Below are 10,981 nucleotides of genomic sequence, written 5' to 3'. Positions count from 1 at the left end.
GCATATAACCGAGCACTCATTAGTCGCGGAAATATTGCCATTTGGTTTGATCCTGCTACGCAATGGTATGCTCTATCAAAAGGCAAACAAGGGCGAAATCAAATCTACTCCGACGCAACCATCCAATGCTGCTTAATGATTAAATCTTTATTTCGTCTGTCTTTACTTATTGCCACTGGCTTTGTGCAAAGTCTAATTAAACTTTGCGGATTAAATTGGATAGTACCAGATTACACCACGCTTTGTAGAAGACAAAAGCATATTGATATTGCAATTAGTTACCAAAAAAGTAGCGATGGGCTGCATCTACTCATGGACTCTACAGGGATGAAGTTTCTAGGTGAGGGCGAATGGAAACGCAAGAAACATGGGCCTGAATATCGTCGCCAATGGCGTAAACTACATATTGGTATAGATGCTAAAACCCTACAAATACGCGCTATTCAGCTCACAACCAATAATGTCAGTGATTCACAGGTGCTTGGTGATTTACTTAATCAGATTCCACAAGATGAGCAGATTGACTCTGTTTATACCGATAGAGCTTATGACAACAAGCAATGCCGTCAGGTCATTGCAGATCGGCAAGCGCATGCGGTAATTCTACCTAGAAAAAATGCGAAACCATGGAAAGATACAAAGAGTAGCTCGCTAGAGCGAAATGAATTACTTCGAACAGTTACACGTTTAGGCAGGACACTATGGAAAAAATGGTCAGGCTATCATCGGCAAAGTTTGGTTGAAACTAAGATGCACTGCATTAAATTATTAGGAGATAAACTCAGTGCAAGGAGTTTTGATAGCCAAGTGAATGAGATTCATGCACGTGTAGCAGTCCTCAACAGATTTACGGAATTAGGTCGACCACTTACGCAAGTTACGCCTTAAATTTGGCTCAATTTAGAGCGGTTACATCCAAAATAAATCAATAACTTAACTTAATTCGCTGCATTCTTGTTGCACTATTTTTTAAAATTGCATTAGTGTTGCTTTTGGTATTTTTAAACTACATTCAAATTTATTTTAAATCCACTTTAATTGGCAATTCCCAACGGTGTCTATTAAACATCACTGTTCCATCATTGTTGATTGGTAATTGATTGCCGTTATAGTCAAAGACCTTTAAGACTTTACCGCCATTGTTTACCTCAGCAAGCAAATTGCAAGTATGCTCAAGCTTTCCAGCTTCTGTAACCATAATCATTAGCTGCATGATAAACCTCGAGAGAATATGAAATGAGAAAAACTTTGCTCAAAATGTGCAATTATCCAGTTAATTGAGCAAATAATTGCACATTATTAAAGGCCTTATTCAAGAGCCTTTTCAAAGTTAAAGCTTCCGTCTGCATTCTGAAGTGGAGTTTCTTCTAAATAAATTGACTGAAGGCCATTTGCTAGCCCCTCAATTTCTCCTTCAGCTAATCCATAAAGGACTTTAATATAAGTTTTTGACTGTGCAGAATCTGGAGAAATTACGGGTTGCCGTTGTTTTTTACTTCCCTTTTTTGCGCCTACTACTGCATTCATAAGAAATCTCACGCAATAAAAAAGGCGCTAGAAAGCGCCTTTTTAATAATTTGAATTTACATCTGATCTTCTGGATATTGACCAGCACTCACAATAAATCCACCAATCTCACGTTGCTCATATAAAATCGGCACAGGATTACCTTGAGCAACCGTTGTTACGGCTCCGCCAAAGCCTTTATTCGCTCTGTTTCCATCTTGGTTTTGATCTTGAGTGGTTTCGATTTTAGGCATTAACATCATGGCAACTCCCCCGAGCATCATCCCAATACCAGAGCCAATCAGAGCAGCTCCTAGTGGGGCTCCACCGCCCAATGTACCTACCGTCGTAACTGAAGCGCCAATCTCCTTATCAAGAACGTCCAGCACCCATTTGCGGAATTGCTTCCCTACAGCAGTACGAGCAAACATTGCTATTAGGTGGCAACCACGTAGTGAGAAAATCCGCATACCCAAATTGGGTAGCCGAGGATTATCAATAATTTGTGTCATATTTTCCGTAAATTCATCAGAATTACGATTAAAAATTTTACTGACCGCGTTCTCTTGTTTATATCCTAATGCTTGTGCCAATTCACCTGAAGAAAGCCAAATCTGGCCATCTTGCCGTGGCACGGGATTGAATTTCACTTCATTAAAACTTAATGCTAAACTAGACATATCAATATCCTTTCCTATGGTTGTTGATAAAAGCCCCTTGCCGTCAGAAAGTTGGGGGCTTTTCTTTTTCATGGCTTTTAGCCTTGATGAAGTCATCTTATTTAATATCTTTTATTGTCTCAATTCTTTTTGTTGTGCTATCACAAAAAATAGTAATTATCTTTTATTGTGCTACAATATTCTAAAATTTAACTTGTGGTGCAGCAATGGAAGTAAAGAATAATGTTGCCTATTTGCGTGAAAAAGCAGGATTAACGGTTTATGAACTATCAAAGCGATGTGGTTTTGTTAGTGGCAGCAGAGTTTTATCAAACTATGTGACACGAGCTGAGCAAGGACATTCTGTCAAGGTTGATACAGCCTTATTTATATATAAAGAACTCAAAAAAGCTGGTGTATGCGAGAAGTTTGAAGATGTATTTTGGCTTTCTGATGAAATAACAGAGAAAACTACAGAACATCCAAACCCGAAATAAATTGCCAATATTATCAAATATGGTAATATTAACTCTCATTGAGTAGAACATGATATGTATACAATTGAATATTACAGCGAAGACGTTCAGGATGAGATTCTTACATTACCTGATGGTCTTTTGGCTCGATATTTTAACTTAACTGACCGTATGGTGATTTACGGCGCAAACTTAGGAGAACCTCACACATTACCAATGAGTAAAGGACTATTTGAGTTGCGCTTAAAATCTCAAGAAGGTATTGCTCGTGTTATGTATTGCACACTAGTCGGTAAACGCATTGTAATGCTCCATAGTTTTGTTAAGAAAACCCAAAAAACACCTAAGCAAGATCTAAACCTAGCACTTGACCGCATGAAAGAGGTGAAAAATGCGAACACATGAAGAAATGAAAGCACTTGCATTATCTCGTTCAGCAGTGCGTACCGAATACGAACGAATTGAACGTGAAGAAATGCCCCTGCTCGATATGGTACTTACTGCACGTCGAGATGCAGGTCTATCCCAAGCGCAAATCGCGGAACGCATGGGAACAAGTGTACCTGCCGTTTCACGGCTAGAAAAAGCATTGATCACAGGCAAACCATCACCATCTATTGCCACATTGCAAAAATATGCTGCGGCAATTGGTAAACATGTTGAAGTGCGTTTTGTCTAAATAAAAAAGCACCCTAGGGTGCTTTTTACCAATTCACTAATCAATCAACTTTACACATTTAGCAACAACATCCTGTGCGTATAGACCCTTATCTTTGAAATTACTGTTATACGCACGATCAATATCTCTTAAGCCTTCTTCAATTTCTGCTTTTGATGCATTTTTGTCTGCTAGTATTTCATTCCTTAAGCTTTCCTTGGAAACCCCTTTAAGCCTTGCATCCATTCATTATAAGAGACTATCCTTTACACACTCATTGCGCTCTTTTAAAGATAATTTATTTGGAGTGCAGTATGCTTCCCAAATTATTGCAAATGTCTCTGGTTCAACACCTTCTGAATCCTCCATTAAGACTCCACCATCAATAGAGACATATCTCTTAAAACCAACATAACCACCGTAGCTATTCTTAGAATTTACCTCTCCGCAATATCCTTTTATATTTTGGAATTGGGCGAATCAGGATCTTTTAAGGTGCTTAAGATAGCTTCTTTTGACTCTTTTTCCACCTTTGAGCAACCATTAATCCCTACCAAACCAAGAACCAAGAACCAAGAACCAAGAACCAAGAACCAAGAACCAAGAACCAAGAACCAAGAACCAAGCTTAAAAAATAATCTTTTTCATATAATATCAACACCTTAAAATTAGCTAATAATCCAAATAAAAATTATTAAAGCTATAAATAAAATAATCCCACAAATAATCCATTCAGCGTTAGGGTAACCCCATACATTATCTGGATTATTAAAATCGGGTTCTCTTCTACGTGTTGTTTTCTTAGTATGACTAGAGAACTTGGAATAAGATAAACCAGTACCCGGTAAACCTACTGTTGTTCGAGTTCCCTTCTTACTAACATTTACTCGTGCCCCTTTTCCACCAACAGAAATACTTTAGACTCCTTTTTTACTTATATTTACCCGGACTCCCGGAGCAATTTTTATACTTTTTCTAAAATTTAATCCCATATCGTCACCTATCTAGAGCAGATCTTTTTAGAAGCACTGATGGAACCATCATTACAAACAAACTTACTACCATCGCAATGACTTACCCCACCTTTCTTACCAGAGCAAGGTTGTCTGCCTCTACCTGCTTCCGCAACATTTAATGAGCTTAGAACTAATAAAAGACTTAAAATGACTTGTTTCATGGTTTTTTACCGTTTGTTATAAAGTGAATAAACTTTAACAAATTGGTTAATAAATGTCACATATGAAGATATTAGATACATTTAATAAACCAAGCTTGTTTATAAAATTTAATCACAGCCTCAAAATCTCTCAAAAGTACTTCTTCTGAATATTGATGCGGAGAAGGCTTCAGTAGTGCTGGCATATAGTGGTTTTTATAGACTTCTGGATATGACTTACACAATATCTCACGCTTCTCATCATTTGGTACATCATGATTATTTAATGCATCTAGCATCTTGTCTATTTCATGTTTTGAAGTTAGATAGTCCTCTTCAACTGAAGGAGGAAGTGGTTTAATTTCAACTTTTTTAGTGCAGCTAATTAAAACTACTAAAAAAATAGAGCATCCCAATGTATAAAAGTTTTGCTAACATATTTTTAAATCTTATAATTAATTGTTTCTATTATATATTTCTTAAACTTTGAAATCTTTATTTTTTAGATATTAAAAAGCCACTCGATTGAGTGGCTTCACCACATTAAGCATTTAACAGCTTTTCAGCACCAGCGGTTAATTTTAGTAAATACCTCTATGGTTATTTTTTAGGATTGTTAGTTTTTTTATGTGACTCATCTAGAAAGAGATTATCAATTGTAAAAAATACAATCATTAAAGATGTCTCTTTCTACCGGCAATTCATAGTGCTCACAGTATGCAGAGACGGTAGAAATATCCAAAGATAGCAAAATACCTTGCTCATATCGGGCCACCAACTCGCTGTTCGCCGTTCACCATATACTTACAGGTAGAAAGCATCGGGCGAAGCACTTCTTCCCATGCAACCCATTTACAGTCGGCCCATTCATCAATAATTAAGAAAAATAAACCAGATCCACGAAGGTCATCATAGTTATCTAGACCAACAACACGGATAATATGACCACTTCTTAATGTAATTGAACATTCAATTTCATTAGGCTTACCAGCTCGCCAAGATGCTGGAATAGCTTGTTTTAGTCGCTTCCAGAAAACCCGTTTTGCTTGCTTAAAGGTAGGCGCTGCATACCAGATTTCATCCTCTACCGAAACATTCCATTTAGCCGCTAGTCTTGCGGCTCTTCGCATTTCCGCTTTGGCCAAGAATGTTTTACCGAAACGTCGGCCACAAACAGCATCACGAAATCGGGCTTCTTTTTGCCAGCCCCACAAATAAATATTGGCTTGCTTAGGCGTTAATTGAACTGAACCTTCTGGAGGATTAAAGAATTGGCTCATTTGGTATCTCCTCATCAGGATTCAGCACAAGCTTGTAATCCTCTTCAGGTGGACGATACTCAGGTGGATTTACCTCACGTTGTAACTTCTGAAGTTCAAGTTTTTTAATCTCAAGTTCTACTTCAGCTTTAGTTTGGTTCGCTTCAGAATTACCACCTTTATTATTTTGTTCCCCCTTCTTCTCATAAAACCCTTTCATGATCTTTTGTATTTGGTCCACGATCTTAATTGTCATGGTCACATTGTTTTTTTAGTCCAAAGCAAATCAATTAAAATCTTCAACTGAACAATGTCATTTGCTCCACTGATTTTATTTAGTGGCTGACTCAAATACTCTTCCCGTGTATTTTCGAAAATTTCTTTGAGTTCCTTACTTAAGTCTCTCCCAGCAAACTTTGTAGGGTCATATGACTCTACCTGCTGTCTCGAAACATCAATGTCAAATTCCTCCTTGACGAGACTTACTGTTTCTTGAGGGGTGTTAAACACAGCAAACGATTGTACAATAAAGAGTTTCTGCTTTTTTTAATGTCGCCATTTCTCTCTATCCGTCAAGGTACGTCAAGGAAACATGGCAAAAAAAATGAGCCAAAAGGCTCAGGTAATTACACAGTTTCCACAGCATTTAGAAATATCTAAATCAGAAACAAACGGCGGGTTTTTAGCGACTTCAACAAGCCGCTTAACACTGTCATTAGCTCCCCAGCGCTTAACAACACCGATGAACTCTTCCACATCGTGGCCAGCTAAATAGTGCTTTGGTAAGCCAGTATGATCGCTGTAAATAATCTCACCGTCCGAATCTCGCTCTACACCAATGTGATAGAGCTCATGTTCAATCAAAGCACAAAACTCGTTATCGTTTGCCTTTTCACAAAAGCTTGCATCGATAGTGATTAAGTAAATTGGAACAAAACCGAACCAATCACGCATTTGCTGCTCTTGACGGGCTTTCTTCCAGCCGCCTTGTTGAAACATAACCTTTTCACATTGGCCGAGCACCATGCGCTTAGCTCTCGTATAAGCAGTAGAAGCCCATGCAAAAGCCAAAAACCCCTCATTGTCATGAAGCATCTCAGCGATATGGTCATGATCTGGATTATGTAAAGGTCCACCAAGTGTAAGAAAATTAGCAACTACCCAGTTTTTTAAATCAGACGCAGGTACTATGCGAATCGCTTCCTCTTCATCTGCTTGGTCAATAAAATCAGTTGGAGGAAATGGTCTGATCTGATCCATTAAATATTTGCCTCTTTAAATTTTTTAACCACTCACTAGCGTATTCAGTCCGTAACTGCAAAGGTCCAGACTCATCAATGCGGCATCTTGAAGCTGTCTCTATGCGAACTACGGTGTAGCCCATCTCTTCAGCCACATCGTAACGATCAAGACTACAAGCTTTATTTTTAAGTTTGCCCTTACGACCGCCAGACCATGGACCACCCACAATTTCAACTAGTATTCGATACTCAATTAAATGAAAGTCAAACCGCCAGTGCTTAGTAGACTTAAACTGAAATTTCTTTTCATATTTAATTTCCAGATTATCTAAAGTTTCAGTAAATTCTTCTTCTGCCTTTAGATATTTTTGTGTAGGCTTTGGCAGTGGCCAGCTTTTAGTTTTAGGTTCTTTTTTCCGAGTAAGCCAAAAGTATTCTGTAGAATCCATTATTCTTACCCATAAAAAAACCGCCCTTAGGCGGTGGCTAAACTCACAGGCAATATAGTATTACTTCTTAAAAGTTGACTTATAGAGCTTTGAATTAAAGTAATCCGTAATTTCTTTACCTTCGGTTTGAATTTTTTCCTCATTTAAAGGTAAAAAATCTAATTCAGATTTCAAGCTCATATACTCTGGAATAAATTTCTTTATAGGCGGAGGTGGTTTAGGTCCACCTTCTGTAATTTTTTCGATAAATCCAGCTAACCATAAAATATACTCACCTTCTGAATTATGAGGAGGAATCAAACTCACATCTATTTTTACTTTACATTCATCTAATGGTCTACTGAACAATTCAACAAAATCAATAAAATTAAATTTTAATTTAAATTCTGTTCCCTCAATTTCTCTGCGTATACATGTCATAAGTAAGTTCATATTTTCAATACAGTCATGTGAAAATAATTCCTCATCTTTAATTTTGTTATAAATATTTTCCGCAAACATGAGATACTGTGGCATTTCAGCAGCTCCTCATTTTTATAAAGTATTTTTTCTTAAGGTAGTCCTATTATAACAATGTTGCAACAAGAAATTTTCCATTTTTAGTTTAAGGAATTTTTTAAAATTATAAAGACGATTAGATTCAATAAATTAGTACGAATAAAAGCTAGGGAAGTTTGATTTTTCTAATGAGCTTTGAAATGGATTATTGTGTTTAGTTGATCAATTTAAAAAGCTTGCCTAGTAGGCAAGCTCCCCTTTTTGATATTTGCGCTGATCAACAAGGTTTAGTGTTACCTACAGCAACACACTGATAATACAGAAATATTTAAAAATAAAAAAGCCCACTTCCTATTTTTATTCAGAAATGGACTTAGCGAAAAAAACGCTTAAACCTGAAATAGGAAATATCTATTCGGAAATATTTCCAACTTCATATTGGCATAATATTTAAGCACTAGCAATAGGGATTGAATTAAAAATATCAAATATTCATATTTAAATAGATAAAGATTTCTTTTTTTAAATGGTTTTATTTTTAGCCTACATAATTTTTTTACTTATCAAGACTTATAAAGAATATGTGCCCATCAATAGGTAATACTTAATAAGGTCTTATGTGCAGTAACCATTAGGCTCTAGAGAGTAAGAACTCAAACTGACTAAAAATAAAAAATAATTAATTTTCAATATCAATGATCATATACTGCAAAGTTAAGTATATTCCAACTTCTCCATTGTTGAGTGCCTCATATAAGTCTTCATCAACGAAATCTCCAGATTCATCATATAGCCATTTATGAATTTGAATAATTTGTATATTCCCTTTTTTGTCTATTCTTGCTATTGGGTCTATTACGGACCGAACTATCACCTTCTTCTTCGTCTCAACATCAAGCAATGTGATAATTGTCATTTTAAAATCCTTATAAATATCCTGTATAACAACTACGCTCAATCAATAAAGATTTTTATATTTAAATTACTCAAATAGCAATCTTTTCAATCTAAAAAATAAATAAAAAACACTTTAATAGTATGTGCCTATTAGAAAAGATACCTTAAATCTTCTACTAGCAATAAAAAACCGCTTTAAGGGCGGTTCATATTATTCATCAATCTGATCATGCAGTTTTTTGATAAACTCTATAAGCTTTTCTTTACTTGCTGCATTATTTAAAACCGCTACTGTTATATCGCTTTTCGCTTTGATTTTCGCACTTTCAACCACCGCATCATATTCAATATTATTCATTACCATTTGTTAGTTTCTCATTTTATAAAGTGAGAGACATTAATAATATGAAATCAGCAACTATACAAGCACCTACTTAAGATCATCAGGCGTTTCCAAATAACACCCATTTTTATTACAGAAAGCATGAATGTCGTTTAAGTATTCGGTTAATTGAACTGTACTTGCGTCTGTAGTGCTCATTAGCTCACATAGGCCACTTGCTACATCTTGGTAGAGAGGATGCTTAGAATCTTTCAACTCTCTTACAGCCTTGAATGTTTTCTTGTATTGGCCAACGTCATCGCAATCATAGATTTTTGCTAAGAAGTTTTTCTTAAAGAACAGATGCTTGCAATCTTTATCTGTACCTTGACGTTTAGCCCATTGATTAAGCCACATCCAGTACAAACGGTTTTGAGCCTTCGAACGATCTTTATCTTGTGGTGCGATCAATACAACTAACGGCTTCCCTTCATTCACTGCCTTAGCATGATTCACATTAAGAAAGTTAGTTACTGGTGAAATGTCGCAATGGTTCTTAACAACATGTCGGAATTCCATTTTGACCTCGCAATAAAAAACCACCCGTGGGTGGCTTGATTTTTTTTGATAAATTAATCAACAGCTCAAAAATGGGTAACTGTCAGATCGAGTTTGGACTACAACACTTTAGCTCATCGATTTACCAAAGCGCTAATCTTCACACTATTGTTTAAAATCCAGTAATCAAACTGTGATGCTAAAGCTTTTAAATTCCCCTTTTTAAGCTGCTTAGGCTATTTTAACCAAAGTTCATCTTCTTGCATGATTTTTAACATTAAATTAAATATAACCAGTAGAGTAACATTTTTTTTATTAGGGCCAACAACTCTTTGAAAACTAAATTTAACTGTTCTCTCAAGCACTTCCAGATTAACTGGATAATTCTGTTTGTCTAAATTTAGGTGATCTCCAATAATTGGCTCTATACCAGCAATAAAATTAGCAATTCGTTGCTCATCATCTTTCTTTATGCATTGAAAATGTAGAAAGTTTTTACGTAATTTTCCAAATAATAATAATACCTTAAGTGCATTGACCACGTTCAACTCTTTAGGTATATCTTTCCCCTTATCATGTTGGTTATGCAAATCAAGGAGAGGAATTATTTCATCAGAACGTGTCAGTTTCTTAGCTTTGTCGTAAAGCTCATCAAACCAACCCACATCTAAATTTTTATTACTAACATAATTCGTTTTTAAATTAAAATTTTTGGGGTCCATCCATTTAGTGCTCATAAATTGACATCGCTGCATCCATTCTTGTGCTTGAATATCTTCGCTTGAACGGCCATCTCTTAAACTTATCAAACGTTGAAAAGGCGTCAGAGTACTCTTCTCGATACTAAACTTCTTTTCTTGTCGACCAGCAATCATAACTGGCTCTGTTTGCTGATAAGAGTTAAACCATTTCTGCTGCTGAGTATAACGATTTAAGTTTATGTACTCTGTACTTGAATTCACTGGACCAAAACACTGTTCTAGGACTTTTTTTGAAATGATACACGGCGAATTGTAAATTCGATCGACTGCTAATAAATCCAAAACATGAAGATAATTTGAAGCCGTTTGTTCAATACTGCTATGCCCCATCCAAGAGGCAAGCACCTGCCATTTATGTTGAATAATCTCTTCATGAGCACGTGCTTTAACACCAAACAATAAATCACGCATCTTTTTTGCTTTTACCCAAGGACAATCTGTATATGTTTTAATCATTTCTTTTGAACCCAGCAAAGTTATTGCTAGATAGTTAGCAGCACTGTGGCGCAACGTATGAAAACTAAAGCCATGATGCATACCT

The 10,981-nt window shown here is 36.1% G+C and carries 15 protein-coding genes and 5 pseudogenes; 4 read left to right on the top strand and 16 right to left on the bottom strand.

The genetic code is table 11. From position 1 onward, the window contains the following. Positions 1-888, top strand: an 888-nt coding sequence (locus ACINWC323_RS16515; RefSeq protein ID WP_009507817.1) for an IS5 family transposase, incomplete at its 5' end; no start/stop codon positions are given. Between the two features lie 130 nt (positions 889-1,018). Here the strand turns inward: ACINWC323_RS16515 and ACINWC323_RS16520 are convergent. The 3 genes and pseudogenes from ACINWC323_RS16520 to ACINWC323_RS0118755 all read right to left on the bottom strand — a co-directional run bounded on the left by ACINWC323_RS16520 (position 1,019) and on the right by ACINWC323_RS0118755 (position 2,186). Beyond that, a complete protein-coding gene (locus tag ACINWC323_RS16520; protein ID WP_025464206.1) occupies positions 1,019-1,216 on the bottom strand; it encodes a hypothetical protein in 198 nt (65 codons plus the stop codon). Between the two features lie 107 nt (positions 1,217-1,323). Beyond that, a pseudogene (locus ACINWC323_RS16525) lies at positions 1,324-1,527 on the bottom strand (hypothetical protein); the annotation flags it as partial. A gap of 56 nt (positions 1,528-1,583) precedes the next feature. Then, entirely contained in the window at positions 1,584-2,186 is a 603-nt protein-coding gene (locus ACINWC323_RS0118755) for a BRO family protein (protein ID WP_000096286.1), read from the bottom strand. 206 nt (positions 2,187-2,392) lie between these two features. On the opposite strand from ACINWC323_RS0118755, the gene ACINWC323_RS16530 reads away from it, so the two are divergent. The 3 genes from ACINWC323_RS16530 to ACINWC323_RS16540 are packed head-to-tail and all read left to right on the top strand — an operon-like array spanning position 2,393 to position 3,320. Next, positions 2,393-2,662, top strand: a complete 270-nt coding sequence (locus tag ACINWC323_RS16530; protein WP_000453245.1) for a transcriptional regulator — start codon at positions 2,393-2,395, stop codon at positions 2,660-2,662. A gap of 54 nt (positions 2,663-2,716) precedes the next feature. Further along, positions 2,717-3,046, top strand: a complete 330-nt coding sequence (locus ACINWC323_RS16535) for a type II toxin-antitoxin system RelE/ParE family toxin (RefSeq protein ID WP_000288004.1) — start codon at positions 2,717-2,719, stop codon at positions 3,044-3,046. Next, the gene (locus ACINWC323_RS16540; RefSeq protein ID WP_001258993.1) at positions 3,033-3,320 is read left to right on the top strand and encodes a helix-turn-helix domain-containing protein; all 288 of its coding nucleotides are present in this window, start codon (positions 3,033-3,035) and stop codon (positions 3,318-3,320) included. The genes ACINWC323_RS16535 and ACINWC323_RS16540 overlap by 14 nt, the downstream gene beginning before the upstream one ends. A 36-nt stretch (positions 3,321-3,356) precedes the next feature. Here the strand turns inward: ACINWC323_RS16540 and ACINWC323_RS16545 are convergent, their stop codons facing one another. The 13 genes and pseudogenes from ACINWC323_RS16545 to ACINWC323_RS16575 form a co-directional block, all read right to left on the bottom strand. Beyond that, positions 3,357-3,545 (bottom strand): hypothetical protein, encoded by a 189-nt coding sequence (locus ACINWC323_RS16545; RefSeq protein ID WP_000340067.1) that lies wholly within the window; start codon positions 3,543-3,545, stop codon positions 3,357-3,359. Between the two features lie 422 nt (positions 3,546-3,967). Next, positions 3,968-4,291, bottom strand: a pseudogene (locus tag ACINWC323_RS19595) (DUF4236 domain-containing protein). A gap of 8 nt (positions 4,292-4,299) precedes the next feature. Beyond that, complete coding sequence (locus ACINWC323_RS19585) at positions 4,300-4,476, bottom strand: YdcA family protein (protein WP_002120129.1); 177 nt, start codon at positions 4,474-4,476, stop codon at positions 4,300-4,302. 71 nt (positions 4,477-4,547) lie between these two features. After that, the gene (locus ACINWC323_RS20530) at positions 4,548-4,754 is read right to left on the bottom strand and encodes a hypothetical protein (protein ID WP_000882919.1); all 207 of its coding nucleotides are present in this window, start codon (positions 4,752-4,754) and stop codon (positions 4,548-4,550) included. Positions 4,755-5,219: 465 nt separating this feature from the next. Next, positions 5,220-5,735: pseudogene (locus tag ACINWC323_RS16550) on the bottom strand (phage terminase large subunit family protein); the annotation flags it as partial. Further along, positions 5,719-6,242, bottom strand: a pseudogene (locus ACINWC323_RS19575) (DUF2280 domain-containing protein). The pseudogenes ACINWC323_RS16550 and ACINWC323_RS19575, both read right to left, overlap by 17 nt. Positions 6,243-6,332: 90 nt before the next feature. Then, the gene (locus tag ACINWC323_RS16560) at positions 6,333-6,974 is read right to left on the bottom strand and encodes a putative metallopeptidase (RefSeq protein WP_000372120.1); all 642 of its coding nucleotides are present in this window, start codon (positions 6,972-6,974) and stop codon (positions 6,333-6,335) included. Continuing rightward, complete coding sequence (locus tag ACINWC323_RS16565) at positions 6,943-7,404, bottom strand: hypothetical protein (RefSeq protein WP_000378528.1); 462 nt, start codon at positions 7,402-7,404, stop codon at positions 6,943-6,945. The genes ACINWC323_RS16560 and ACINWC323_RS16565 overlap by 32 nt, the downstream gene beginning before the upstream one ends. A gap of 60 nt (positions 7,405-7,464) precedes the next feature. Next, a complete protein-coding gene (locus ACINWC323_RS16570; RefSeq protein WP_001136766.1) occupies positions 7,465-7,920 on the bottom strand; it encodes a hypothetical protein in 456 nt (151 codons plus the stop codon). Between the two features lie 661 nt (positions 7,921-8,581). Continuing rightward, complete coding sequence (locus ACINWC323_RS0118740) at positions 8,582-8,818, bottom strand: hypothetical protein (protein ID WP_000152660.1); 237 nt, start codon at positions 8,816-8,818, stop codon at positions 8,582-8,584. 192 nt (positions 8,819-9,010) lie between these two features. After that, positions 9,011-9,157: a hypothetical protein gene (locus tag ACINWC323_RS20130; protein WP_162097055.1), complete on the bottom strand. Its 147-nt coding sequence runs from the start codon at positions 9,155-9,157 to the stop codon at positions 9,011-9,013. Positions 9,158-9,229: 72 nt separating this feature from the next. Next, the gene (locus tag ACINWC323_RS0118735; RefSeq protein WP_000395699.1) at positions 9,230-9,700 is read right to left on the bottom strand and encodes a NinB/YbcN family protein; all 471 of its coding nucleotides are present in this window, start codon (positions 9,698-9,700) and stop codon (positions 9,230-9,232) included. A 215-nt stretch (positions 9,701-9,915) separates the two neighbouring features. Beyond that, positions 9,916-10,981 (bottom strand): annotated as a pseudogene (locus tag ACINWC323_RS16575) (site-specific integrase); the annotation flags it as partial.

Source organism: Acinetobacter sp. WC-323, from assembly GCF_000314615.1.
Classification (GTDB): Bacteria; Pseudomonadota; Gammaproteobacteria; order Pseudomonadales; family Moraxellaceae; genus Acinetobacter; species Acinetobacter courvalinii.
The sequence above is the reverse complement of the archived record's forward strand: the minus strand, read 5'-3'. Positions and strand labels throughout refer to the sequence as shown.

Excerpts from the sequence above, each read along its gene's own strand:
- ACINWC323_RS16565 (WP_000378528.1), bottom strand. The coding sequence starts at position 7,404 with ATGGATTCTACAGAATACTTTTGGCTTACTCGGAAAAAAGAACCTAAA.
- ACINWC323_RS16540 (WP_001258993.1), top strand. The coding sequence starts at position 3,033 with ATGCGAACACATGAAGAAATGAAAGCACTTGCATTATCTCGTTCAGCA.
- ACINWC323_RS19585 (WP_002120129.1), bottom strand. The coding sequence starts at position 4,476 with ATGAAACAAGTCATTTTAAGTCTTTTATTAGTTCTAAGCTCATTAAAT.
- ACINWC323_RS20130 (WP_162097055.1), bottom strand. The coding sequence starts at position 9,157 with ATGAATAATATTGAATATGATGCGGTGGTTGAAAGTGCGAAAATCAAA.
- ACINWC323_RS0118740 (WP_000152660.1), bottom strand. The coding sequence starts at position 8,818 with ATGACAATTATCACATTGCTTGATGTTGAGACGAAGAAGAAGGTGATA.
- ACINWC323_RS16535 (WP_000288004.1), top strand. The coding sequence starts at position 2,717 with ATGTATACAATTGAATATTACAGCGAAGACGTTCAGGATGAGATTCTT.
- ACINWC323_RS16530 (WP_000453245.1), top strand. The coding sequence starts at position 2,393 with ATGGAAGTAAAGAATAATGTTGCCTATTTGCGTGAAAAAGCAGGATTA.
- ACINWC323_RS20530 (WP_000882919.1), bottom strand. The coding sequence starts at position 4,754 with ATGCTAGATGCATTAAATAATCATGATGTACCAAATGATGAGAAGCGT.
- ACINWC323_RS0118755 (WP_000096286.1), bottom strand. The coding sequence starts at position 2,186 with ATGTCTAGTTTAGCATTAAGTTTTAATGAAGTGAAATTCAATCCCGTG.
- ACINWC323_RS16545 (WP_000340067.1), bottom strand. The coding sequence starts at position 3,545 with ATGGATGCAAGGCTTAAAGGGGTTTCCAAGGAAAGCTTAAGGAATGAA.
- ACINWC323_RS16570 (WP_001136766.1), bottom strand. The coding sequence starts at position 7,920 with ATGCCACAGTATCTCATGTTTGCGGAAAATATTTATAACAAAATTAAA.
- ACINWC323_RS16560 (WP_000372120.1), bottom strand. The coding sequence starts at position 6,974 with ATGGATCAGATCAGACCATTTCCTCCAACTGATTTTATTGACCAAGCA.
- ACINWC323_RS0118735 (WP_000395699.1), bottom strand. The coding sequence starts at position 9,700 with ATGGAATTCCGACATGTTGTTAAGAACCATTGCGACATTTCACCAGTA.